This window comes from Amycolatopsis sp. NPDC004079 (assembly GCF_040610415.1).
GTDB classification, from domain to species: Bacteria; Actinomycetota; Actinomycetes; order Mycobacteriales; family Pseudonocardiaceae; genus Amycolatopsis; species Amycolatopsis halotolerans.
The window spans coordinates 106,524-128,882 of sequence record NZ_JBEXMH010000023.1; the positions used below are offsets into that span (position 1 = coordinate 106,524).

Annotated in this window: 24 protein-coding genes; 13 read left to right on the forward strand and 11 right to left on the reverse strand. The window is 68.1% G+C overall.

What is annotated here, in order from left to right:
• Positions 1-248 precede the first annotated feature (248 nt).
• The 5 genes from ABZX37_RS23955 (at position 249) to ABZX37_RS23975 (ending at position 6,259) form a co-directional block, all read left to right on the forward strand.
• Positions 249-1,871 carry an NRAMP family divalent metal transporter gene (locus tag ABZX37_RS23955; RefSeq protein ID WP_354742957.1) on the forward strand — a complete coding sequence of 541 codons (1,623 nt, stop codon included), beginning with the start codon at positions 249-251 and terminating at the stop codon, positions 1,869-1,871.
• Positions 1,872-1,956: 85 nt separating this feature from the next.
• Positions 1,957-3,198 (forward strand): LCP family protein, encoded by a 1,242-nt coding sequence (locus ABZX37_RS23960; protein WP_354742959.1) that lies wholly within the window; start codon positions 1,957-1,959, stop codon positions 3,196-3,198.
• Positions 3,199-3,335: 137 nt separating this feature from the next.
• Positions 3,336-4,604, forward strand: a complete 1,269-nt coding sequence (gene ftsW / locus ABZX37_RS23965) for a putative lipid II flippase FtsW (RefSeq protein ID WP_354742961.1) — start codon at positions 3,336-3,338, stop codon at positions 4,602-4,604.
• A 16-nt stretch (positions 4,605-4,620) separates the two neighbouring features.
• Entirely contained in the window at positions 4,621-5,403 is a 783-nt protein-coding gene (locus tag ABZX37_RS23970) for a helix-turn-helix domain-containing protein (protein ID WP_354742963.1), read from the forward strand.
• A 46-nt stretch (positions 5,404-5,449) separates the two neighbouring features.
• A complete protein-coding gene (locus ABZX37_RS23975; protein WP_354742965.1) occupies positions 5,450-6,259 on the forward strand; it encodes an SDR family NAD(P)-dependent oxidoreductase in 810 nt (269 codons plus the stop codon).
• On the opposite strand, the gene ABZX37_RS23980 is transcribed toward ABZX37_RS23975, so the two are convergent.
• From ABZX37_RS23980 to ABZX37_RS23990, 3 genes are read right to left on the reverse strand one after another with little or no spacing between them, the layout of a single operon-like run.
• The gene (locus tag ABZX37_RS23980) at positions 6,256-6,660 is read right to left on the reverse strand and encodes a hypothetical protein (RefSeq protein WP_354742967.1); all 405 of its coding nucleotides are present in this window, start codon (positions 6,658-6,660) and stop codon (positions 6,256-6,258) included. The two genes, ABZX37_RS23975 and ABZX37_RS23980, sit on opposite strands and share 4 nt — an antisense overlap.
• Before the next feature lie 39 nt (positions 6,661-6,699).
• Entirely contained in the window at positions 6,700-7,854 is a 1,155-nt protein-coding gene (locus ABZX37_RS23985) for an AAA family ATPase (RefSeq protein WP_354742969.1), read from the reverse strand.
• Positions 7,848-8,807 (reverse strand): RNA polymerase subunit sigma-70, encoded by a 960-nt coding sequence (locus ABZX37_RS23990; protein WP_354742970.1) that lies wholly within the window; start codon positions 8,805-8,807, stop codon positions 7,848-7,850. The genes ABZX37_RS23985 and ABZX37_RS23990 overlap by 7 nt, the downstream gene beginning before the upstream one ends.
• A 75-nt stretch (positions 8,808-8,882) precedes the next feature.
• Here ABZX37_RS23990 and ABZX37_RS23995 point away from each other — a divergent pair, with 75 nt between their 5' ends.
• Complete coding sequence (locus ABZX37_RS23995) at positions 8,883-9,443, forward strand: TIGR03086 family metal-binding protein (RefSeq protein ID WP_354742972.1); 561 nt, start codon at positions 8,883-8,885, stop codon at positions 9,441-9,443.
• On the opposite strand, the gene ABZX37_RS24000 is transcribed toward ABZX37_RS23995, so the two are convergent.
• Positions 9,440-10,375, reverse strand: coding sequence for a methyltransferase (locus ABZX37_RS24000; protein ID WP_354743008.1), 936 nt, complete (start codon positions 10,373-10,375; stop codon positions 9,440-9,442). The genes ABZX37_RS23995 and ABZX37_RS24000 overlap by 4 nt on opposite strands.
• A 74-nt stretch (positions 10,376-10,449) precedes the next feature.
• Positions 10,450-11,292: an NAD(P)H-binding protein gene (locus ABZX37_RS24005; protein ID WP_354742974.1), complete on the reverse strand. Its 843-nt coding sequence runs from the start codon at positions 11,290-11,292 to the stop codon at positions 10,450-10,452.
• An 80-nt stretch (positions 11,293-11,372) separates the two neighbouring features.
• On the opposite strand from ABZX37_RS24005, the gene ABZX37_RS24010 reads away from it, so the two are divergent.
• Positions 11,373-12,254 (forward strand): AraC family transcriptional regulator, encoded by an 882-nt coding sequence (locus tag ABZX37_RS24010; protein ID WP_354742976.1) that lies wholly within the window; start codon positions 11,373-11,375, stop codon positions 12,252-12,254.
• On the opposite strand, the gene ABZX37_RS24015 is transcribed toward ABZX37_RS24010, so the two are convergent.
• Positions 12,236-12,694, reverse strand: a complete 459-nt coding sequence (locus ABZX37_RS24015; protein WP_354742978.1) for a cupin domain-containing protein — start codon at positions 12,692-12,694, stop codon at positions 12,236-12,238. The genes ABZX37_RS24010 and ABZX37_RS24015 overlap by 19 nt on opposite strands.
• Before the next feature lie 126 nt (positions 12,695-12,820).
• Between ABZX37_RS24015 and ABZX37_RS24020 the strand changes: the two genes are divergently transcribed.
• On the forward strand, positions 12,821-13,459 hold the full coding sequence (locus ABZX37_RS24020) for a TetR/AcrR family transcriptional regulator (protein ID WP_354742980.1): 639 nt from the start codon (positions 12,821-12,823) through the stop codon (positions 13,457-13,459).
• A gap of 55 nt (positions 13,460-13,514) precedes the next feature.
• A complete protein-coding gene (locus ABZX37_RS24025; RefSeq protein WP_354742982.1) occupies positions 13,515-14,189 on the forward strand; it encodes a TetR/AcrR family transcriptional regulator in 675 nt (224 codons plus the stop codon).
• Here ABZX37_RS24025 and ABZX37_RS24030 read toward each other — a convergent pair whose 3' ends face one another.
• Positions 14,190-15,503, reverse strand: coding sequence for an MFS transporter (locus ABZX37_RS24030; RefSeq protein WP_354742984.1), 1,314 nt, complete (start codon positions 15,501-15,503; stop codon positions 14,190-14,192).
• Between the two features lie 32 nt (positions 15,504-15,535).
• Positions 15,536-16,555, reverse strand: a complete 1,020-nt coding sequence (locus ABZX37_RS24035; protein WP_354743010.1) for a hypothetical protein — start codon at positions 16,553-16,555, stop codon at positions 15,536-15,538.
• 98 nt (positions 16,556-16,653) lie between these two features.
• Here ABZX37_RS24035 and ABZX37_RS24040 point away from each other — a divergent pair, with 98 nt between their 5' ends.
• Positions 16,654-17,250, forward strand: coding sequence for a TetR/AcrR family transcriptional regulator (locus ABZX37_RS24040; protein ID WP_354742986.1), 597 nt, complete (start codon positions 16,654-16,656; stop codon positions 17,248-17,250).
• Positions 17,251-17,254: 4 nt separating this feature from the next.
• Here the strand turns inward: ABZX37_RS24040 and ABZX37_RS24045 are convergent, their stop codons facing one another.
• Positions 17,255-17,605: an antibiotic biosynthesis monooxygenase family protein gene (locus ABZX37_RS24045; protein WP_354742988.1), complete on the reverse strand. Its 351-nt coding sequence runs from the start codon at positions 17,603-17,605 to the stop codon at positions 17,255-17,257.
• Between the two features lie 207 nt (positions 17,606-17,812).
• Between ABZX37_RS24045 and ABZX37_RS24050 the strand changes: the two genes are divergently transcribed.
• Both ABZX37_RS24050 and ABZX37_RS24055 read left to right on the forward strand, forming a co-directional pair.
• Positions 17,813-19,000, forward strand: coding sequence for a cytochrome P450 (locus tag ABZX37_RS24050; RefSeq protein ID WP_354742990.1), 1,188 nt, complete (start codon positions 17,813-17,815; stop codon positions 18,998-19,000).
• Between the two features lie 93 nt (positions 19,001-19,093).
• Positions 19,094-19,477 carry a hypothetical protein gene (locus ABZX37_RS24055; protein WP_354743012.1) on the forward strand — a complete coding sequence of 128 codons (384 nt, stop codon included), beginning with the start codon at positions 19,094-19,096 and terminating at the stop codon, positions 19,475-19,477.
• Between the two features lie 4 nt (positions 19,478-19,481).
• On the opposite strand, the gene ABZX37_RS24060 is transcribed toward ABZX37_RS24055, so the two are convergent.
• Complete coding sequence (locus ABZX37_RS24060) at positions 19,482-20,423, reverse strand: MBL fold metallo-hydrolase (RefSeq protein ID WP_354742992.1); 942 nt, start codon at positions 20,421-20,423, stop codon at positions 19,482-19,484.
• 2 nt (positions 20,424-20,425) lie between these two features.
• Positions 20,426-21,421 carry a fumarylacetoacetate hydrolase family protein gene (locus ABZX37_RS24065; protein WP_354742994.1) on the reverse strand — a complete coding sequence of 332 codons (996 nt, stop codon included), beginning with the start codon at positions 21,419-21,421 and terminating at the stop codon, positions 20,426-20,428.
• Positions 21,422-21,541: 120 nt separating this feature from the next.
• Between ABZX37_RS24065 and ABZX37_RS24070 the strand changes: the two genes are divergently transcribed.
• The gene (locus ABZX37_RS24070; protein ID WP_354742996.1) at positions 21,542-22,141 is read left to right on the forward strand and encodes a helix-turn-helix domain-containing protein; all 600 of its coding nucleotides are present in this window, start codon (positions 21,542-21,544) and stop codon (positions 22,139-22,141) included.
• Positions 22,142-22,359 lie beyond the last annotated feature (218 nt).

The window sequence follows — 22,359 nt, forward strand, 5'->3', positions numbered from 1 at the left end:
TGCCGTGCGGGGTTTCCCTGCCCGGAAACCGGAAGCGAGCCGCGGGGAGGTGAGGGCGATGAGCGATACGAGCCCGGGGCGAAGTACGCCCCCGGACCCCGGATTGTCCCCACTTTCCGGCATCCCCGGCTGATCCCGGTTTCCCCGCCCGTCCGGCCCGCGCCGGACGGGGTCTTCGGAGTGCGCGGAAACCGGCGGTCGCGGGTGCCCTGATCGGCCCGGAAAGAGGGCCGAAGGGAGTGCTCGGCATGACCACCGACACCACCGTAAGCATCGACCGGCGCACCACCGCCGTCCTCGACGAGCAGCACGTCGGCGACATCCGCGGCGCGCTCGGCACCATCAAAGCGGGCGACTGCGCGCCCCGGACCGGCCTGTCCGCCAAGCTCAAGACCCTGCTCGCGATCGTCGGGCCGGGGTTGATCGTGCTGGTCGGCGACAACGACGCCGGCGCGTTCGCGACCTACGGCCAGGCCGGGCAGAACTACGGCCCGAAACTGCTGTGGACCCTCCTGCTGCTCGTCCCGGTGCTGTACGTGAACCAGGAAATGGTGCTGCGCCTCGGCGCGGTCACCGGCGTCGGGCACGCCCGGCTGATCCTCGAACGCTTCGGCAAGTTCTGGGGCGCGTTCTCGGTGATCGACCTGTTCCTGCTCAACGCGCTGACGCTGGTCACCGAGTTCATCGGCATCACGATGGCGACGCGCTACCTCGGCCTGCCGACAGTTCCGTCGGTGGTGCTGGCCGCGGCCGTCATCATCGGAGCCGCGTTCACCGGCAGCTTCCGGCGGTTCGAGCGGATCGCGATCTTCTTCTGCCTCGGTTCGCTGACGCTGATCCCGGTGTACGTGTTCGCGCACCCGGCACCGGCGGAAATGCTCGGCGGACTGGTGCCCACGATTCCCGCCGGACCTGGCGGGATGGCCGAGCTGATGCTGCTGATCATCGCGATCGTCGGCACCACGGTCGCGCCGTGGCAGCTGTTCTTCCAGCAGTCGTACGTGATCGACAAGCGCATCACGCCGCGGTTCATGCGGTACGAGAAGGCGGATCTGTGGATCGGCCTGGTCGTGGTGATGGTCGGCGCGGCCGCGATCATGGGCATCGCGTCGGCGGCCTTCGCCGGTGCCAGCACGTCCTTCACCGACACAGCTGGCGTTACGGACGGCATCGAGGCTTACGCGGGACGTACGGCGGGCGCGCTGTTCGCCGTCGCGCTGCTGGACGCTTCGATCGTCGGAGCGTTCGCTGTGTCGCTCTCGAGTGCGTACGCGATCGGTGACGTCTTCGGGATGAAGCACTCGCTGCATCGCGGGGCGCGGCACGCGAAGGGCTTCTACGCGGTGTACGCGGGTCTCGTCGCGCTGTCGGCCACCATCGTGCTCATCCCGGGCTCGCCGCTCGGGTTGCTCACCACCGGGGTGCAGACGCTCGCCGGGGTGCTGCTGCCGTCGGCGACGGTGTTCCTCTTGCTGCTGTGCAACGACAAGGCGGTGCTCGGGCCGTGGGTCAACGGACGGCTCACCAACCTGTTCACCTCCGTGGTGGTCGGGGTGCTGGTGGTGCTGTCGGTGATCCTCACCGCGGCGGTGCTGTTCCCGGACATCAGCGCGGACCAGATTTTCCTGATCATGGCGGTCAGCGGCGGGATCGGCGTGCTGACGGCCGGGTACGCGCTGCTTCGCCGCCGCCGAAACGCCGCCCCGATCGATCGCACCGGACGCGCGGAGTGGCGGATGCCGCCGCTGCAGTACTTGCCGCCGCCGGAGATGTCGACCGGACGCAAGATCGGGCTGACCGCGCTGCGCGCGTATCTGCTCCTGGCGATGGCGCTCGTCATCGTGAAGCTCGTCCAACTGGCTCTAGGTTAACTCTGCGTGAGAGTACTTCTCAGCGTGCACACAGCGAGTGTGCACAACAGTGGGTAACCGTGACGCCCTGGCACCGGAAGGCCTGATGACCGACCCCAACGACAGACGCGCCGCCGCATCCCGAGGTGCGGCGGCACGCGGTGTCGCCGCCCGCGCCGCTGCCCGGCGACGACGGATCACCGGCCGGGTCGCGCTGGCCCTCGCGGCCGCGCTGACGCTTTCGCTGACCGGCTACGGCTGGGCGGCCTACAACGGCATCGTGGCCGGGCTGCAGGTTTCCGACGTGCTCGACGGGCAGTCGACCTCCAGCGGCGGCGACACCAACATCCTCATCATGGGCCTCGATTCGCGGCTCGACGAGAACGGCAACCCGCTGCCGAAGGACATCTACAACTCGCTGCACGCCGGGGATCAGCAGGACGGCGGCTACAACGCCAATGTGCTGATGCTGCTGCACGTCCCCGGCAACGGCGGCAAGGCGACGTCGATCTCGATTCCGCGCGACGATTACGTTCCCCTGGCGGGTTGCCCGGACAACGTGTGCAAGGGCAAGATCAAACAGGCTTACGGGCTGGCGTTCGACGAAAAGGCCAAACAGCTCGTCCAGCAGAACGTCACCGACAAAACCCAGCGCGAGCAGCAGGCGCGGGACGCGGGCCGCCGCGCGGAAATCGACACCGTCCGGAAATTCCTCGGCGACGTCCCGATCGACCATTTCGTCGAGGTCACCCTGGTGGCGTTCTTCGAGATCGCCCAGGTCGTCCAGCCGATCACGGTGTGCCTCAACGAGGACACCCAGGACAGCTATTCGGGCGCGAACTTCCACGCCGGCCAGCAGGAGATCAGCGCCGAGCAGGCCGTCGAGTTCGTCCGGCAGCGCCGGGACTACGTGCATCCGTCGCTCAATTTCACCGACCTCGACCGCGAACGCAGGCAGCAGGCGTTCATCTCCTCGCTCGCATATCAGCTCAAACAGGGCGGTACCTTCACGAATCCGGCGAAACTCCAGGGAATTCTGGACGTCGCGAAGCAGAACACCGCGGTCGACAGTTCGCTGGACCTGCTCGCGCTCGCGAAACAGGCGTCCAGCCTGACCGGCGGCAACGTCAGTTTCGTGACCCTTCCGGTCGATCATTTCGGCAAGAGCCCGTCCGGCGAGGACGTCAACTTCGTCAATACCGCGCAAATCCAGTCCCTGGTCGCGCAACTGCTGAGCGGAGCCCCGGTGCCGAGCCCGGCCGCGTACGTCACCCCGCTGGCGCACGGAAACACCACCCCCGCTCCCCCGCCGGCGTTGAGCGGAGGCGGAATCCCGTGCGTGAAATAACTCGTGAAATAGCTTCAGCACCGCGAATGAGACCACGGACACTCCGCGCGCCTCAATGTCCTTTCAGGACAGAGCAGGCATAATCGGCTCGGCGCATTCTTTCCCGCGCCGAAAAATCGGCGGACGGCGGTGCTCGGGTGGCTACGACACGGAACAGACGAAGCCGGGTCCCGGTCGCGATCGTCGGCTGGCTGTCCCGGCCGCTGGCGTCGTTCCACCTCGTGCTCGCGCTGTGCGGCCTGCTCACGCTGCTCGGCGTCATCATGGTGCTGTCGGCGTCTTCCGCGCAGCCGGGCGGGGTGTACAGCACCTTCCAGAAGCACATCATCTTCGTCCTGATCGGGCTGGTCGCGCTGTGGGCCGGGCTGCGGATTCCGTTGCGGCGGATCAGGTCCCTCTCGCCGATGCTGATGCTCGTCACGCTGGCGATGCTCGCGCTGGTGCTCACCCCGCTCGGCGCGAAGGTGAACGGCGCGCAGCGGTGGTTCACGCTCGGTCCGTTGACGCTGCAACCGGTCGAGCTCGCGAAGGTCGCGTTGACCTTGTGGGGCGCGCACATTCTCGTGGTGAAGGCCCGGCTGCTGCATCACTGGCGGCACTTGCTGGTACCGCTGGTTCCGGTCGCGCTGCTGATGTTCGCCCTGGTGATGGCGCAGCCGAACCTCAGCGGAACGATCTCGCTCGGCATCGTGCTGCTGTCGCTGCTGTGGTTCTCCGGCGCGCCGGGACGGCTGTTCGCCGCGCTGCTGGCCGGCGGCGTCGGCGGGTTCGTGGTGCTCGCGCTAGTCGCGGACTACCGGCTCGCGCGCGTGCTGTCGTTCCTCTCCCCCGACGCGGACACGTCCGGCGCTGGATACCAGGCGGTGCAGGCACAGTACGCACTCGCCGAGGGCGGGCTGTTCGGCGTCGGGCTCGGACAGGGCGCGTCGAAGTGGAAGTACCTGCCGAACGTGCAGAACGACTTCATTTTCGCGCTGATCGGCGAGGAGCTCGGGTTCCTCGGCTGCGCGGTGGTGCTGCTGCTGTTCGGCGGGCTCGCGCTGGTCGGCCTGCGGATCGCGACGCGCAACCTCGACCCGTGGATCCGCATCGTCGCCGCGACGATCACCGTGCTGCTGGTCGCGCAGGCGGCGGTCAACATCGGGTATGTCGTGAACGCGCTGCCGGTGACCGGGGTGACGCTGCCGCTGGTGTCGTACGGCGGGACGTCGCTGATCGTGACGATGTTCCTGTTCGGCGTGCTCGCCAGCTGCGCGCGGCACGAGCCCGCCGCGGTGGCCGACCTGAATCATCTGGGACCGGGCAAGATCGGCCGGATTCTGCGGCTGCCGGTGCCGGAGCCGTATCGGCCGGTCCGGGCGTCGGCGAAGCCGACCCGCGCACGACGACCGGTGCGGCCTCGCTGACTCTTACACTGCGGTAGTGGAGAGCGACGTCTGGGATGTCGCGCGGCCCGGTCGCGCGGGTCCGTTGTCCCTGGGCGGATTCCGCCACCGGACCGGCGGGACGGTCGATCTGCGAGTGGTGCCGCATCCGGCGATCACGGTGGTGCTGGAGTTCGGCGACGGCAAACTCCTCGTGGACGACGGCGCTCAGCACGGCAGCTTCGTCGCCGGGCTCGCGCCGCGCGGGGTACGGCTGCGCGGGGAAAGCCTCGAATGCGTCGAAGTCCGGTTGCCGCCGTTGGCTGCTGCCGGAGTGGGCGCTGGGCCCGCGGAGCTGGACCGGACGGTCGGGCTGACCGAGTTGTGGGGCCGGGACGCCGCCCGGCTTCGGGACCAGTTGAGCGAAGCCGGTTCGTGGGACGCCCGGTTCGCGCTGGTGGAGGCTGCTTTCGCCCGTCGGCTCTCGGTGGTTCCGGCGACGGATCCGGAGGTTTCCTTGGCTTGGCGGCGGATCGTCCGGAGCCGCGGCCTCGTGCGGGTCGAGTCGCTGGCGGCCGAATGCGGGTGGAGCAGGCGGCGGTTGTGGGACCGGTTCCGGGCACAGGTCGGGTTGCCGCCCAAGCGAGCGGCGAAGCTGGTGCGCTTCGATCATGCTGCTCGACGGCTGGCGACCGGGGCCAGTGCGGCCGATGTCGCGGCTGAGTGCGGGTATACCGATCAGTCGCATCTGCACCGGGATGTCGTGGCGTTCGCCGGGGTGACGCCGGGTCGGCTGGCCGCCGATGCCGGGTTCGCGGCGGATCGCAGCGCGTTCGCCTGAACATTTGTGCAATACCCGGCGGTCCTGCTCGCGTGACACTGCGGGTATGCCGAAATTGTCCACTGTGGAATTGCCGGGCGCGAAGACCTTGCTGACCGGAGCGACCGGCGGGATCGGTCGGACGCTTGCCCGTACGCTGGCCGCGCGCGGTGCCGACCTGGTGCTCACCGGCCGCCGGGTCGAGTTGCTCGAACCGCTGGCCGCCGAGGTGGGTGGTCGCGCGGTTCCGGCCGACCTCACCGATCGGGGTGCGGTCGAGGAACTTCTCGCTGCGGCAGGGGAAATCGACGTCGTTGTCGCCAATGCGGCGCTCCCCGCGACGGGGTTGTTGGCCGATTACTCGATCGATGAGGTCGATCGCGCGCTTGAGGTCAACCTGCGGGCGCCGGTCGTGATGGCGAAGCTGTTCGCTTCGCGGATGATGGCGCGGCGGCGTGGGCATCTCGTCTTCATCTCGTCGCTGTCCGGGAAGACCGCGTCTGGGCAGGCTTCGCTGTACAACGCGACGAAGTTCGGCTTGCGCGGGTTTGCTCTTGCGCTCCGGGAGGACTTGCGGCCGTTCAATGTCGGTGTGTCGTCGGTGTTTCCCGGCTATATCAGCGACGCGGGCATGTTCGCCGATTCGGGGGCGACCTTGCCGTTCGGCGTCGGCACCCGGACACCGGACGACGTCGCGCGGGCGACGGTGCGGGCGATCGAACGCAACCTCGCGGAGATCGACGTGGCACCGTTCGGGTTGCGGTTGACGGCGTTGCTCGGCGGGATCGCACCCGGGGTGGCGGCGGCTGTGCAACGGCGTCTTGGCGCGGAGGCGATTACCGAGCAGTTGGCGGAAGGGCAACGGGCGAAGCGTTAGAGCAGCGCCCGGAGGTGCGCAACGTCCGGCGCGGGGATCGACCGGGCCAGGTATAGCTCGTCAAGCGGCCGGACCTGCGTGTTCAACTCGCGGGAGGCCTTGCGCGGCAACCGCTTCAATGCCCAGCCCAACCGGATCCGCGCCACTTCCGGATCGTTCGACGGACCGTAATCGTCACCATGCTCGGTGTGCCGATCCAGCTGCCGGTAGGGAGCATGGACGAAGCGGCTCCATGCGGCGAGCGCTTCCGCGATGCCGCCGGGATAGAGATCGGCGCGCTCGTAATGCGCGATTGCTCGCAGTGCCGATGCGGAAACCCGCGGAACTCGCGCGTGGGGCGGGGCGGGCTGGACGTATTCCGGCTCGCGGACACGCAGCCGTGCCGGGGGTCTACGCGGCATGGCCCTTTCTGGTCTTCATACCGGCCATCCTGACGGGTTTCACCGTTTCGGCCAATGCCAAGCCGGTTGGTCGAGCCGCCCCTGCCCGGCCACCACCGTCGCGCCGAAGTCCTTTTCCAGTTCCAGCACCGAAGCGTCCTCGAGAAACCGCACCAGCAGCTGGGAATGCGAAACCACCAGCAGCTGCGTCTTCTTCGCCGCCGCAGTGATCAACGCGGCCAGCGCGGGCAACAGGTCCGGGTGCAGGCTGGTTTCCGGCTCGTTCAGCACCAGCAGCTCCGGCGGGCGCGGGCTCAGCAATGCCGCAGCCCACAGCAGGTAGCGCAGGGTCCCGTCGGAGAGTTCGGCGGCGCTCAGCGGGCGCAGCAGGCCGTGTTGGTGGAAGCGGAGGTCGAATCTGCCGTCGGTGGTGGCTACTTCGATGGACGAGCCCGGGAAGGCGCCGTCGATCGCGGTGGCCAGGGCGTCGGCGTCGAGGGATTCTTGGATGGTGCGCAGGGCCGCGGCCAGGTCGCCGCCGTCGTGGTCCAGGGCCCAGGTTCGGGTGCCGATGCGGCTTTGCCTGGCGGGGGCGTCGGCGTCAGTGCGGAAGTGGTCGTAGAAGCGCCACGCTCGGACTCGGTCGCGCACGATCAGGAGTTCCGGGCAGAGGCGCGGGTCGGCGAATTCGCTCAGCATGCTGTCGGTCAGGGCGATCGAGTGGCCGCTTTCGGCCCATCGCCCGGACTCGTCTCGGATGCGGACTCTCGTGCCGGAGCGGTCGGCCAGCAACGCCGACGGGCGCAGAACTGGGCCGTGCCAGACGCATTCGCGTTTGTACTCGGGGTCCAGGTTGAAAGCGGTCTCGGTGGGGACGGGGAGACCGAAGTCCAGTGCGTAGCCGAATTCGTCGCCGGAGTAACCCAGGCGCAGGCCGATCGGTTTGGTGCGCTGCAACGGTTGTATCGGTGATCGGCCTTCGCGCACGGATCGGCCGATCGTCTCCGGACCTGCCCACAGCGTCGACGGTAGGCCGCCTTCACCGGCAAGGGCGGCGACTGCGCCGTTGCGTCCGGCGTCGGCGAGCAGCCGCAGCGCGCGGTACAGGCTGGATTTCCCGGTGCCGTTCGCGCCGACGATCACGGTGAGCTGCGACAACGGCAGCACCAGGTCGCGTAGCGAGCGGTAGTTCTGGATCGCCAGGGTGGTCAGCACGCCGACACCTCCTCGGGCAGGCCGAAGCGGGGGAACAACTCGGGTTCGAGGAACCAGGTGACGGTGCGGATTCGGTCGCCCCACGGTGCCAGGACGAGGATTCCGGCGGGACGTCCCACCGTGCCACCGGGTTCCGTGAGGTAGCAGGCGAAGGCTGGGTGGGTGTTGGCGCGCGTCGGGAGCAAACGAAACTCTCGGGTACCGCGCCATTCGCCGAACATGGTGAGGAACGCGGTGACAGCTTCCCGGCCGACGTACTCGTGCGGCGCGGGCGGCATGGCGAGCCAGCCGTCGTCGGTCAGGAGCGCGACTACGCCCTCGACGTCTCCCTCGCTGAACGCGTCGGCGAATCGTTGCGCGATCTCCCGTTCCCGTGGTGCAGGCGGGGCGGGTTCGACGGTTTGGCGCAGCTGGGCCCGCGCGCGTTGCAGAGCGCCTTTGACCGCATTCGGGCTGGTGTCCAGCATTTCCGCGACCTCGGCGGTCGAGTAGTCGAGCACGTCCCGGAGCACGAGGACGGCGGCCTGGCGCGGCGGAAGTTTCTGCAAGGCCGCGACGAACGCCAGCTCGAAGGTTTCCTTGGCGCTGTAGTGCGCGGCGGGGTCGTCCGGCGCGGGCTGCAGCCACGTCACCTCGGTGCGGCGGGTGGGCTCGGTCGGGGTGAACGGCGGCGAGGGTTCGGCTGGGACGCGACGGCCGGCGTCGCGGAGAGCGTTGAGGCAGCGGTTGGTGGCGATGCGGTACAGCCAGGCCCGCACCGAGGCTCGACCGGCGTACCCGTCCAGGCCGCGCCAGGCGGCGAGCAGCGTCTCTTGCAGCAGGTCTTCGGCGTCGGTGAGCGAGCCGAGGAGGCGGTAGCAGTGCACTTGCAGCTCGTGCCGATAAGGCTCGACCAGCTCGCGGAAGGCGTGCGCGTCTCCGGCGCGTGCGCGATCGAGGATGTCCTGGCCCATCCTTCGCATCCTGCCACCGTTCCGTTTCCGGGGCGGGCGGTGTCTCTACTGGTGACCCCTGCGAAAGGCGAAACGATGAACCCTGTCGACGATCTGGCCACTGTCCTCGAGTCCACCAGCGAACTGGTCGCTGGCGTGTCTCGCTGGGACGCGCCGACGCCGTGCCCGGAGTGGACTGTCCGCGAGCTGGTGAACCATCTGGTCCTCGGGCACCGGCTGTTCACCGCCGTCCTGCGCGGTGAGGCGGGCGGCTCGCTGGACCCGCGCACTTCCGACGCGCTCGGCGACGATCCGGTGGCGGCCTACCGGGACGCGGTCGCCGGTCTGCTCGCGGCGTTCCGGCAGCCGGGCGTGCTGGAGCGGACTTTCGAGGTCCCAGCCGGGACAGTTCCGGGGATCGCCGCGCTGCGTCTGCGGATCGTCGAGGAACTCGTGCACGGCTGGGACCTCGCTCGCGCCACCGGGCAGGAGCCGAAGTTCGAGGACGCCTTGGTTGAGCGGGAAATCGCGTTCAGCGCGGCTCGGCTAGCTGACCTTCCGGCGGAGCGCAGTCCGTTCGCGGCGCCAGTGCCGGTCGCGGAGGACGCGCCGCCGTTGGATCGGCTGGTTGGGCTGCTCGGCCGGTCGCCGAATTAAGCGACGCGGAATTTCAGCAGACCTCGCTGGTCGGTCAACGGGGCTGCTGATTCCAGCACTAAGCCAGCGGAATCGGCGAGGGTGCAGAATTCTTCCACGCGCCGTTCGCGTCCGCCGAAATGGACCAGCATGACCAGGTCCATTTCGGTGCGCGCGTGAATTCCGCCGACCGCTTCGATGGCCAGAATCCGACCGGACGGGCCCGCCGCTTCCGCACACCGCTTCAGGACGCGGCGGGCGTTGTCGTCGTCCCAGTTGTGCAGGATGTCCACCAGCACATAGACATCTGCTCCAGACGGGAGCGGGTCGAAGAAGCTGCCGCCCAGGACCTCGACGCGGTCGGCGAGGCCGCGTGCGGCGAAGGCGGCGCGGGCCTCGCTCGCAGTGGGTTCGAGGTCGATCAGCTGCGCCCGCAGTTTCGGCTGCGCCTCTAGGATCGCGGCGAGCAAATCTCCTCGACCGCCACCGACGTCGACTACTGTGTCGAATGCGGCCCAGTCGATTCCGGCGACCACTTGCGGGATCTCGGTGCGGAATCGGTTGGTCATCTGCCGGTCGAAGGATTGCCGTAAATGCGGTTGTTCGGAGAGATCGGTCCAGAAATCCTTGCCGTACCGGCGGGAGTAAGCCGCCTCACCGGTACGGACGCTGTGCGCCAGTTCGACGAAAGCGAGTTCGGCGCGACCGGCGGCCCGGTCGAGGTGCAGGAGGTTGGCGACGCCGTTTTCCTTGTCAGCGCACAAGTTCTCGCCATAGGAGGTGGTCAGGTAGCCGTCGTCGGTGCGTTCGACCACGCCGAGCGTGACCAGGTGGCCGAGCAGGACGTCGAGCGCGACCGGGGAAAGATCCAGTTCCGCGGCGACGTCGTCGACAGTGCCGGGGGCGCGCAGCCGGTCGGGCAGGCCCAGCGTTACCGCGACTCGCAACGCCATCGGAGTGGCCAGGCTGGCGGCACGGAGGAGGTGGTTCGCGTCATCACTCACGTGATTCCACCTTGCCAGCCCGGTCAACCGGATTTTCCGGGCCAGGCGGCGGTCTTGACGAATTCGGCGAAGCTGCGCGGCGAACGGCCGAGAGCGCGTTGGACGCCGTCGGAAACGTGGGCGTCGCGGCCTTCGCGCAGCGGTTCGATGACGTCGGCGAAGATCGCAGCCTCGGCGCGCGGCAAACCTTGGTCGACCAATTCCGCGACGTAATCCTCAATGGACAGTGGAACGTAGCGGATTTCCCGGCTGGCCGCAGCGGAAATCGCTTCGACCGCCTCAGCCAGTGATACCGCACTGGGCCCGGAGAGTTCGTAGGTCTGCCCCGCGTGACCGTCTTCGGTCAGGGCGGCGGCGACCACCTCGGCGATGTCCTCGGCGTCCACGAAGGTCGCCGCGCCGTCACCGGCGGGCAGGCGCAGTTCGCCGGCGGCCACGGCGTCGGCGAAGAATCCCTCGCTGAAATTTTGCGCGAACCAGCCGGGGCGGCTGATCGTCCACTCCAGACCGCTTTCCCGTACGGCCGCCTCGCTGTCCGCGATACCGTCGCGCATTCCGGTGCGGTCGCGGACGTAACCCGGGTCGTCGATGCCGCGTCCGGACGCCAGCACGATGCGCCGCACACCGTGTTTTCGGGCCTGCGCAACGAAGGGGCGGACCAGGTTGGTCCCGTCGAGCTGCACGACGTAGGCCGCGCGGATGCCTTCCAACGCGGCGCCCCAGGTGCTGGCGTCGGTCCAGTCGAAGGGGTGTTCGCCGGATCGCGCAGCCGCGCGGACCGGGTGCCCGGCGGCGCGCAGCCGGGAGACGACGCGGCGGCCGGACTTGCCGGTCGCGCCGGTGACCAGGATCGGGTGTTCAGCCATGTCTTCAGTCAAGCGGCAGGCTCCCAGCCCGGCCATGGTTGAAAAGCTCGCCTCGATGTCTGCGCGTATACGCTGGCCAGGTGGACGCAGTAGCGGAACTGCTCGCGGACGTCCGGGCGCGCGGTGCGGTCTTCCGGCAGACGACCATGCCGTCGACGTGGGCGTTGCGGGTCGCCACAGGTACGCCGCTGACCTTGGCGCGGATGCTGCGCGGCGAGGCGTGGATCGTGCCCGACGGGCTCGCACCGGTCCGGATCGGTGCGAACGACATCGTCGTGGTTCGCGGTGATGTGCCGTACGTGGTGGCCAACGATCCGACTGCCCCGCCGACGCACACCGTCACCGCCGCCGACTACTGTCCGCCGCCAACCGACGGTCGCACCTGCGGAAATCCGGCCGAGGACGCGGCCGTATTGCTCAGCGGGGCGGTTGAAAGCCGTGGCCAGTCCGGCGAACGGTTGTTGCGAGCGTTGCCCGAGGTGCTGGTCGTACCGGCCGGCAGTCCGCATCCGCCGGCCGAGGTGTTCGCCGACGAGGTCGGGAAAGACCGGCCGGGACAACAGCAGGTACTCGACCGGATGCTGGACTTGATGCTGGTTTCCGCGCTGCGCACCTGGTTCGACAACGCCCCGGTCCAACTCGATCCAGTGGTAAGCGCCGCGCTGAAGCACCTCCGCGAGGACCCCGCCCGCAGTTGGACAGTCGCGGAACTGGCTGCCGAATCGGGAGTGTCGAGGGCAGCGCTAGCCCGGCGGTTCACCGAGCAGGTCGGCGAACCGCCGATGGCCTACCTCGCGGGCCGACGCGTCTCACTAGCCGCCGAACTGCTCCGCACCACTGAGTACACAGTGGACACTATCGCGCGAAAAGTCGGCTACGCCAACGCTTTCGCACTCAGCGTAGCCTTCAAACGACGACGCGGAATCCGGCCGAGCGAGCACCGTCACAAAAGCTCGGTGTGATACTTCGCCGCCAACGACCGCGCCCGCTGGCCCTGCTCGGCCTTCTCCGCACTCGCCACTTGCCGGAAGAATTCCTCCTGCCCGGCCGGGGAGCACACGCAGTACATCCGCGCGGGCCGGTCGGAGATGTTGCGGAAGAAGTGCGGCGCGTTGGCCGGGATGTTCACCGTCTCGCCCGCGTGCACGATCGTTTCCTCGCCGCGGAAGGTGAACCGAAGCTCGCCTTCGAGCAGGGTGAACATCTCCTCGAAGTCGTGCCGGTGCGGCGGCGGGCCGCCGCCGGGCGGGACGCGCATGTCGATCAGGCAGTAGCGGCCGTTGGTCTGCTCGCCGGACACCAGGATCGTGTAGCTGTCGCCGACGAGCTCGAGATTCGGCAGGTCGTTCGGGCGCGCGACGGTGAGCTGGCGCCGCGGATCGTCCGGGGGAAGAGAGGTCATCGATTCTCCCTGCGAGGCAACGGAATCCGAAGACGGGCGACACGGCAGAAAATCCGGAACATTTCGTCCGCTTATTCAGATTAGCTTAAACTGGCGGGCAGTGTCCAGGCACCGCGAGGAGAACAGATGTCCCGCCCGCGCAAGGTCCGCAAGGACGCCGAGGCCAACCGCGAACGACTGCTCGCCTCGGCTGCCGCGGCGGTGCTCCGCGAAGGCCGGCACGTTCCGCTGGCCACTATCGCCGCCGAGGCCGGTCTCGGGATCGGCACGCTCTACCGCAGCTACTCCGACCGCGACGCGTTGCTGCAAGCACTGGAGCACCGCGCGTACGGCCTGCTCAACAGCCTGCTCGACCAGATCGAATCCGACGAAGACAGCACTGGCCTCGCCTCGGTCGCGCGCTATCTCGAAGGCACCGTGAACCTCGCCGACCAGCTGGTACTCCCGCTGCACGGCGCGCCTCCGCTCGTTACCCCGGAGGCAGTGGCGGCGCGAAAGTCGATTTACCGACGACTCGGCTTCTTCCTCGCGACCGGTCGCGCGGACGGGAGCATCCGCGGCCAGGTCAACGCCACTGATCTCATCGCGTTCAGCACCCTGCTCACGCAGCCGAAAGCCGCCGTCCTCGACTGGACCCACCTGGCGAGACGGCAGATCGCGCACTTCCTCAACGGCATCGCGACCGAAGGGCCGAGGGAAGTGCCTGGTCCCGCCGTCGAACGCGAGCACGTCGAGCAGGCCTTCGCTGCACGGGCCGACAGTTAGAAGGTCTTCCGAACGATCGGCCATGTTACCGTCGGGCGTCGTCAAGGAGGTGGGGATGCCCGCAGCAGGCACCCGCAAGCCGATGCGCGAACGGTTCCGCGAGCAGGTGCGCGAGGAGGTCAAGGTCGTCGCGCTCAACCAGCTCGCGGCAGGCGGCGCGCAGGCGATCTCCATCAACGCCATCGCCAAGCAGCTGGGTGTCTCCGGGCCGGCGCTGTACCGCTACTTCTCCAGCCGTGACGAACTGCTGACCGTCCTGGTCATCGACGCGTACAACGACCTCCGCGAGGCCATGGCGAAAGCCCTCGACACCGACGCACTCGACGCGGAAGCGCAGGTCCGGCTGCTGGCCGCCGCATACCGGGCCTGGGCGCAGGAAGAACCGCACCGGTACGAGCTGCTGTTCAAGGCGCCGTTCCCCGGATACGACGCGCACGCCAAGCCGCTCGCCGAAGCGGCCCGGTCGCTGATGGGCGTGGTGCTCGGGGTGCTGCACCACCTCGATTCCGCCACCGCGGAGAAGCCGACCGCGTACGAGAACGAGGAAGTGCTCGACGCCCGGCGCGCCAACAGCGAGAACCACCAGCTGGCAGTCGCGTTGTGGTCACGGCTGCACGGCTTCGTCAGCCTCGAAATCGGCGGCGGCTTCACCGCGATGGGCCTCGACGCCGACGCGCTGTTCGAAACCGAAGTACGAGTGCTGGCAGACCGGGTCCGCCGCGCCTCCTGATCACCGGCGAGACGCGCGCGGCTTCGCCCCCAACGCCACCGCCAGCACGGCCCCGGCCACCATGCACGCGCCGACCACCCACAAACCGGTCCGCTGCGTACCGGCCAGGTCGCGCAGCCAGCCCGTCACATACGGCGCGACGAACCCGCTCAGATTGCCCAGCGCGTTGATCAACGCGATCCCGCCTGCCGCCGCCGCGCCGGACAGGAAGTTCGACGGCAGCGCCCAGAACGTCGGCAGCGCCGCGCACACGCCCATCGCGCAGATGGTCACCGCGGTCATTGTGGCGTAAGGGTTTCCGAGATACAGCGCGACCGGGATCGCCGCGCCGCCGACGAGCATCGGCAGCGCGACGTGCCACGTCCGTTCCCCGGTGCGGTCGCCGTGGCGCGCCCACGGGACCATCACCAGCGCACCCGCGACGTACGGGATCGCGTTCACCAAACCCGCCTGCAGCACGGTCAGTTTGGTGCCGAACTCCTCGCCGAACCCGGCGATGATCGTCGGCAGGAAGAAACCCAGCGCGTACAGGCCGTAGACGACCGCGAAGTACACGAACGCCAGCCCGAGGATCCGCGGGTGCGTCAGCGCTTTCCGCAGCGGCCAGTGGTGTTCGGCTTCGGTGGCGCGGCGCTCGGCGTCGAGTTCATTGGTGAGCCAGTCGCGTTCCTCCGCCGACAGCCACTTCGCGGTCTCCGGCCGGTCGCTCAGGCAGAACCACGTGACGACCGCGAGCAGGATCGCCGGAATTCCTTCGACCAGGAACATGAACCGCCAGCCGGACAGGCCGAAGACGCCGTGGCCGCCGCTGATCAGCAGACTGGAGACGGTCGAGCCGATCGCGCTCGACACCGGCACCGCGCACATGAACAGCGCGACCGCCTTCGCCCGCTGCGCCGCCGGGAACCAGTACGTCAGATACAAAATGATGCCAGGGAAAAACCCTGCCTCGGCGACGCCGAGCACGAACCGCAGCACCACCAGTGTCTCGGTGTTCGGCACGAAGGCCATCGCGACGGCCACCGAGCCCCAGGTGATCATGATCCGCGCGATCCAGCGGCGCGCGCCGAACCGGTGCAGCGCGAGATTGCTCGGCACCTCGAGGATGAGGTAGCCGATGAAGAAGATCCCCGACGCGAGCCCGAAGGCCGTCGCGGTGAGCCCGAGTTCTTTGTTCATCCCGTTCGGACCGGCGAACCCGATGTTGACCCGGTCCAGGTAGTTGACGAAGTACAGCAGCATCAGCAGCGGCATGACCCGCACCGCCGCCTTGGCCATGACCCGGTTGCCCAGTGCGCTCGTCTTCGTCGACATGTCCGGATCTCACCCGGCCGGACCCCGCTGAGTCAAGGTTTTGCGTAATGCTTAGCGACCGCGGTGAACGCCTCCTTCGGTTCCCAGTTCAGCCCCGGGTACGCCGTGCCCGAGCGGTCTTCCAGGACCTTCACCAGGCCGAAGCTCGCGAGGTCGAGATCGTTGCCCCCGGGCCGGTGCGGGTAGTTGTAGAGCGCGAACAGGAACACGAACGCACTGTCCACTCCCTCCTCGTCGAAGATCTCCAACAGCTCGCGCAGATACCCCGCCTGCCCGGCTTCGTCGCGCTCATACTCGCCGTCGATGCGGAGCGGATCGCCGGTTTCCTTGTCGTACTCGACGATTTCCATGCTCCGCGGCGCTACGTCGCCGGACCCGTGCCAGGTCGCCGTGCCGAAACCGGTGATCGCGACCGGTTTCCCTTGCGCCACCAGGGTTCGCACGCCGTCCCGGAAGATCGGCGCGACCTCGGCGGAGCGGATGAGTTCCACCGTGACGAAGTCGAACCGGCTCCAGTCCACCTGCTCGAACTGGATGCACGCGTAGGTGACCGGGCCGTGGAACCGCTCCCGCACGAGCTTGACGGCGGTGTCGAGGAACGGGTCGAGCCGCTTGCCCACCGCCGCCAGTCGCTCGGCGCGGCCCTCAGGTTCGGCGAGCAGCAAGCTGACCCGTTCCGCGACATCCTCGCCGGGCAGGAAGCCGTGGTTCATCACGCTCAACTCGACGCCGGTCACGAACACGACGTCCGCCCCGGTGGCGCGCAGCCGTTCCGCGCGGGTGGCGCAGTCGGCGAAGAGGGCGAGCATTTCCTCGTGGGTCTGCTCCAGCGGATACGGCGAGAACCAGACCTCCAGCCCCAGGTCGGCCGCCCACCGCGCGGCCCGCTCCAGCCGCTCCGGATCGCCGCCGACGAGATGCACCGCGGTGCAGTGCAGGTCGTCGCGGATGATCGCCAGTTCGCGTTTCACCACCTCTGGTTCGAAGTTCTCCCGCGACGACCGTCCATTGCGGACGAACCCGGTCTCGTACGTCATTCCCTTGCCGCGCATGGCGGTTTCCTCTCGCTCGGGGACGCCGCTCACCTTACGCACGAAACTTGCGTGCACGCAAGTTTGCGTAGGCGCACGAAGACTGCGAGACTGAATACGTGACCGGATTGCGCGAACGGAAGAAGGAGGCCACCCGCGTCGCACTGCGCGAAGCAGCGCTGCGGCTGGCGCTCGAACACGGGCCGGCGAACGTGCGCGTCGACGACATCGCCGAGGCGGCCGGGGTCTCGCCGCGGACCTACAACAACTACTTCTCCAGCCGCGAGGAAGCGATCGTCGCCGCAGTCACCGCGGACCGCGAGAGCCGGATCGCCGCCGCCGTCACCGAGCGCCTTTCGGAGACCCGGCTGGCGGAGGCGATCGTCGACGCGATCACAGCGCAGTACACGGATCCCGGCGAGCAGAGCCGCGACGCACTGCTGCTGATCACCACGAATCCCGGGCTGCGAACGGCATTTCTTGACGCTCCGGCCGCGCTGGAAGACCCGCTGCAGGAAGTGATCGCGACCCGGGTCGGCGACCCGCAGACCGCGCGCGTGCTGGCCGCCTCCGTCGCAGCGGCAGTGCGGGTCGCGCTGGAGCAGTGGACACAGCCAGCGGGCAACGGTCTGGTCGTGGTGTCCGGGTCACTGCCAGACCTGTTGCGGCGCATGCTCGAACCGCTCGTTCCGGCCCTCGACGCCGCGGAGGCCTGAGGACTCAGACGTCGATCTGCTCGAAGATGTGCGGGTACGACTCGATGTCGTCGGAGGTCTCCGCCGCCAGCCGCTGGAACTCCGGGTTGCCGAACGCGGCGGCGAGCGCCCCGGTCGATTCCCAGACCGCGACGTTCATCAGCAGCTGGCTGCCCGCCGTTCCCCGGTGCATCCGCAGCGAGACGAATCCGGGCTGAGCCTTCATGTACTCGGCCTGCTTCTTGAAGGTGGCCAGGAACTCTTCGGTCTTCCCCTCTGGGACGACGAAGGTGTTGGCCAGGACGATCGGTCCGGTCTTCTCCTTGAACTGAGCGAACATCGGCGTGCGCGGGTCGAGGCTCTGCAACTTGGCCATTTCGGGACTTCTCCTTGCGATCGACTGAATCTAGCGTTGCTAGATACTGAGGCAACGCTAGCACTGCTACCGCTCGATTGTCTAGCAGCGCTAGAAATAGGCCAAGCCGGTGAATCCCCGTCCGCCTCGCGTTCAGTTCGGACATTCTCTTCACAACTTTGTGAAAGCTGTGTACCTTCTGAACTATTCAGAGGGGAAGGAGCGACGATGACCCGTCAGGCAGGACTCCCGCTCGCCAGGGGCGCGTGTCCGTTCGATCCGGTGCCGGCCCAGCGCACGCAGGCTCCGGTCGAGCCGCTGACCTATCCGGACGGCACCGAGGGCTGGCTCGTCACCGGATACCAGGAGGTGCGGGCAGTCCTCTCGGACAAGCGGATGTCCGCGCGAGTGGAGCTGACGAAGATCCCGATCGACTTCGGCCCGCTGCCACCGCCGAAACCGGCTGACCCGGGGGTGTTCAGCGGGATGGACGACCCGGACCACCACCGCTATCGCAAGCTGCTGACCGGGGCGTTCACCGTGCACCGGATGCACAAACTGGAGGACCGCGTCACGGAGATCGTCGACGACCACCTCGACGCGATGGCCGCCGCGGACGGTCCGGTCGACCTGGTGGAAGCGTTTGCGCGGCCGGTGCCGTCACTGGTGATCTGCGAACTGCTCGGCGCGCCGTACGAACGCCGCGCCGAGTTCGACAGGTTCACCACCACGATGTTCTCCAAGGACGTCCCGATCGCCGAGCGGATCGACGCCACCCAGGGCGTCGTCGCGTTCATCGCCGGGCAGATCGAGGAGAAGCGGGCGCGGCCGAGCGACGACCTGCTGTCCGACCTGGTCCGCGGCGGCGAGCTGACCGACGAGGAACTCGCCAACATCGGCATGATGCTGCTGGTCGCCGGATTCGAGACGACCCGCAACATGATCGCGCTCGGAACGCTGGTGCTGCTGGAGAATCCGGAGCAGCTGGCGAAGTTCAGGGCTGATCCGGACCTGGTCGCGGGCGCGGTCGAGGAACTGCTGCGCTACCTCAGCGTGATCCACATCGGCCCGATCCGCACCGCGCTCGAGGACGTCGAACTCGGCGGCGTGACGATCAAGGCGGGCGACCCGGTCGTCATGTCGCTGCCGGTGGCCAACCGGAATCCGGAGAAGTTCCCGGACCCGGACGAGCTGGACGTCACCCGGCGCGCGGCCGGGCAGCTGGCTTTCGGGCACGGCGTGCACCAATGCCTCGGGCAGCAGCTGGCCAGGGTCGAGATGCGAACCGCGCTGTTCCGGCTGTTCGCGCGCTTCCCGGACCTGCGGCTCGCGGTGCCGTTCGCCGAGGTGGACCTGCCGCACGACGCGTCGATCTACGGTCCGGTGCGGCTGCCGGTTACCTGGCAGCGGGAGTAGCCTGGCAGTGGCGGATCGAAGACGGGGATCGAGGTTTTCCGCGCTGTGCATGCGATTGCTCTGATTGGCGCCTTCACGTTCGTCTGGTTCGGGATGGTGCTCGCCATCTCGTTCCTGGAAGCCCCGCTGAAGTTCCGCGCGCCGGGGGTGACCATCCCGATCGGTCTCGGCATCGGCCGGTTGGTGTTCCGGGCCTTGAACCTCGCCGAGATCGTGCTCGCGACGGGGGTGGTGGTCACCGTGGTGGCCGGGCGGCCCGGGGCCGCCGTGACCGTGCTGGCGGCGGTGGCGGTAGTGGTGCTGATCGGGCAACTGGGAGCGGTCCGCCCGGCGCTGAACCGGCGGACGGACCGCGTCCTCGCCGCCCCGGAGGGCACGGAGCTGCCCCGGTCTCGGGCGCATTTTGTCTATATCGCAACGGAAACCGTGAAGGTCCTCGTGTTGCTGGCGCTCGGAATCCTGACCGTGGCCGGTTAGCGGCTCACGCGAACCCTTCCAGTTCGGCGATGCGGCGGAACACCTCACGGGTGTCCACCCGCTCCATCTCCGGGTCGAGTTCGTAATACACCGCAAGCACATTCTGCGCGAGCCGGCCGTGCTCGTCGAGGTCCGCGAACCGGCCCAGCGAGATGTCGCGCATCGCCTCCTCCGAGGTCATCCCCCGGCGGTGGCGGTCGGCCGCCTCGGCTTGCACCCACTGCAGGTAGTCGAGGACCGAACGGATGCCGTCGGCGTCGGTGACCGGGCCGTGGCCGGGCACGACGAACTCGGCGTCCATCGCCAGCATCGCGTCGCAGGCGGCGATCCAGTTCGACACCGGCCCCGCCCAGGTGATCGGGGTGCCGCCGATGAACAGCAGGTCCCCGGCGTACAGCACGCCCTCGTCGGGAACCAGCACGACGCTGTCGCCCTCGGTGTGCGCGGGGCCGAGGCAGCGGATTTCCACTGCCACGCCGCCGATGTCGAGCTTCAGCTGTTCGGCGAACGTCCGGGTCGCGTAGGTCGCGGTGATGGAGTCGAAGTCGAACGGGTGCAGGATGTGCTGGGCGAACCGGCCCAGCGGACCTTCCTGATGCACCAGGCCGCGCATGAGATCGGGGCCGTTGGTGCGCATTTCTTCCGCCGTGGCAACGGAGGCGATGATGGCGGCGTCGGCGACCAGTTCGTTGCCGAACCAGTGGTCTCCGTTCGCGTGCGTGTTCACGACTGTCTTGATCGGACTGTCTGCTGTGGTGTTCCGCAGACCGGTCAGCATTTCCCGGGTCATCGGCACGTCGAAGAGGGTGTCGACGAGCAGGGATTCTCCTGCCCCGGCGATCAGTCCGGCATTGCTCCAGCCCCAGGTCCCGTCCGGGACCAGCCAGGCCGAGCAGTGTTCGGTGAGCCGGTGCTGTCCTTTGGTGTAGGGAATATCTTGGGGCACACTTACCTCCTAGGAACGTGCACCTCGGGTGCACCTTGATATGAAGCCACTCCCGCGCCTTCCGGTGCGGTCTGCCGATGTCCCACCGGGTTTCGCAGCACACCGATGCCAGCCGCGGCAAGTTCCACCACGTCGCCCGGCTGGATCCAGCGGTCCAGTTCCAGCCCGCATCCACCGCCGACGGTGCCGAGCCCGAAGAACTCCCCGGGATAGATGTCTTCGTCCAGCGACGCCCACGCGAGCACCTCGGCGAACGAGAACTGACGGTCCTTTGTGGACCCGGAAGCCCAGACCTCGCCGTTGACCGTCGCCGACATCCGCACCGCCCATTCGTCGACCTCGTCCATGGTGAGCACGCACGGGCCCATCGCGGTGCAGAAGTCTTTCCCTTTGGACGGACCGATCGTCAGGCTCATCTCGAACATCTGGATGTCGCGCGCGCTGACGTCGTTGAAAATCGTGACGCCGGCGATGCGTCCGGCAGCCTCGGCCGGGGTGAGGTTTTTGCCGCCGCCGGAGGTGAAGAAACCGAGCTCGAGTTCGAAGTCGAGCTGTGCGGTGTAGGACGGCCAGAGCAACGGCTCCTCCGGCCCGATCACCGTCTCGACGTTGCCCTGGTAGCAGATCGGCATCGCCTCGAAAGCGGGCGGAACGGCGAGGCCGGAGCCGGAGGCGTGCTGGGTGTAGGTCAGGTAGTCGCGAATCCGGCGCGGCCTCGGCACCGGGGCGAGCAGCCGGACCTCCTCCTGCGGAAGCACCGCCGGATGACCTTCGTCGATCAACGAGTCGCCTTTTTCCGCCGCGGCGTCTGCGAGCTGAAGCGCCTGCTCAGTCCTGGCGCGCGCCTCGGCCCCGCCCTCGAAGAAGGCGACCATCTCGGCCGGGACTTCGGCCCCGGCCTTAACCGCCCGCAAGACCCGCGCCGGATCCACCACGACGTCGCCATGCAGCACACCGAGCCGGGCCGTACCGGCGGATTCGTAGGTGACCAGCCGCATCGCCGCCTCCTTGAACTGGAGTATAAGTTTGGACTTGGGTCCAAGTTATGCCGCGACGTAAGTAGCGTCAAGGGCGTCGTTCAGCAGGCGCCGGGAGGAAATGATGGTTGACTGCGAGGCATGACGGCAGAAGCGACGGGCGACCGGCGGACCAGGCAGCGACACGAACGCCGGGACCGGCTGTTCCAGGCGGCCGTGGAGCTGTTCGTGGAGCGCGGCTACGACAACACCACGATGGAGGACATCGCCGAACGAGCCGACACCGCGCGCGCCACCGTGTTCAACCACTTCCAGCGCAAGACGGCGTTCCTGGACGAGTGGAGCCTGCGCCGCCGGGAACGCGCGATGACCGCGGTGCGCGCCGAAAACCTCGAGGACCGGCCGCTGCGCGAGGTGCTCAGCCGGTACCTGATCGAACTCGCGCGCAACAGCCTCGACTCCCGAGCCGAGACGATCGCCTGCATGGGCGCGGCGATCCACTCCACCAACGTCTTCGGCAACCCGGAACTGGCCCGCGAGTTCGGCACGTTCGTCGCACGGGCGCAGGAGGCCGGGGAGATCCGCGCGGACATCGACCCGGCGCAGGCCGGGTTGTTGCTTGCTACGTCTTATTTCGGGACGCTGAGTTCGTGGATCGAGAGCGAGGACGCTCCGTTTGATCTGCAGGAGCATTTGCTGAACATGGTGGAGATGATCCTGCGCGGGATCGCGGTTCGGTAGCTGCTCGTGAGTGTTTGTGCCGGTGAGAACCCCAATTCCGCGTAGCTTGAGGCGGCACTACGGGTGCGGTTGAGGCGCGCCTGCCCGGGTCGAAGGCCCTAAGCTGGGCCAGTAGTCCGTGAGGGGAACCCTGAGGGACTCAGAGTCCCTCATAAACGCCTGGTGTCCGGGATCCTGCTGCTCGTGCTCGTCACGAGCGGCACGTTCTTCCTGGCACA

Excerpts from the sequence above, each read along its gene's own strand:
- ABZX37_RS24050 (WP_354742990.1), top strand. The coding sequence starts at position 17,813 with ATGACCCGTCAGGCAGGACTCCCGCTCGCCAGGGGCGCGTGTCCGTTC.
- ABZX37_RS23980 (WP_354742967.1), bottom strand. The coding sequence starts at position 6,660 with ATGCCGCGTAGACCCCCGGCACGGCTGCGTGTCCGCGAGCCGGAATAC.
- ABZX37_RS23990 (WP_354742970.1), bottom strand. The coding sequence starts at position 8,807 with ATGGGCCAGGACATCCTCGATCGCGCACGCGCCGGAGACGCGCACGCC.
- ABZX37_RS23975 (WP_354742965.1), top strand. The coding sequence starts at position 5,450 with ATGCCGAAATTGTCCACTGTGGAATTGCCGGGCGCGAAGACCTTGCTG.
- ABZX37_RS24030 (WP_354742984.1), bottom strand. The coding sequence starts at position 15,503 with ATGTCGACGAAGACGAGCGCACTGGGCAACCGGGTCATGGCCAAGGCG.
- ABZX37_RS23955 (WP_354742957.1), top strand. The coding sequence starts at position 249 with ATGACCACCGACACCACCGTAAGCATCGACCGGCGCACCACCGCCGTC.
- ABZX37_RS24070 (WP_354742996.1), top strand. The coding sequence starts at position 21,542 with ATGACGGCAGAAGCGACGGGCGACCGGCGGACCAGGCAGCGACACGAA.
- ABZX37_RS24065 (WP_354742994.1), bottom strand. The coding sequence starts at position 21,421 with ATGCGGCTGGTCACCTACGAATCCGCCGGTACGGCCCGGCTCGGTGTG.
- ABZX37_RS24015 (WP_354742978.1), bottom strand. The coding sequence starts at position 12,694 with ATGACCTCTCTTCCCCCGGACGATCCGCGGCGCCAGCTCACCGTCGCG.
- ABZX37_RS24045 (WP_354742988.1), bottom strand. The coding sequence starts at position 17,605 with ATGGCCAAGTTGCAGAGCCTCGACCCGCGCACGCCGATGTTCGCTCAG.
- ABZX37_RS24020 (WP_354742980.1), top strand. The coding sequence starts at position 12,821 with ATGTCCCGCCCGCGCAAGGTCCGCAAGGACGCCGAGGCCAACCGCGAA.
- ABZX37_RS24055 (WP_354743012.1), top strand. The coding sequence starts at position 19,094 with ATGGTGCTCGCCATCTCGTTCCTGGAAGCCCCGCTGAAGTTCCGCGCG.
- ABZX37_RS23960 (WP_354742959.1), top strand. The coding sequence starts at position 1,957 with ATGACCGACCCCAACGACAGACGCGCCGCCGCATCCCGAGGTGCGGCG.
- ABZX37_RS24000 (WP_354743008.1), bottom strand. The coding sequence starts at position 10,375 with ATGGCGTTGCGAGTCGCGGTAACGCTGGGCCTGCCCGACCGGCTGCGC.
- ABZX37_RS24005 (WP_354742974.1), bottom strand. The coding sequence starts at position 11,292 with ATGGCTGAACACCCGATCCTGGTCACCGGCGCGACCGGCAAGTCCGGC.
- ABZX37_RS24025 (WP_354742982.1), top strand. The coding sequence starts at position 13,515 with ATGCCCGCAGCAGGCACCCGCAAGCCGATGCGCGAACGGTTCCGCGAG.
- ABZX37_RS23995 (WP_354742972.1), top strand. The coding sequence starts at position 8,883 with ATGAACCCTGTCGACGATCTGGCCACTGTCCTCGAGTCCACCAGCGAA.
- ABZX37_RS24035 (WP_354743010.1), bottom strand. The coding sequence starts at position 16,555 with ATGCGCGGCAAGGGAATGACGTACGAGACCGGGTTCGTCCGCAATGGA.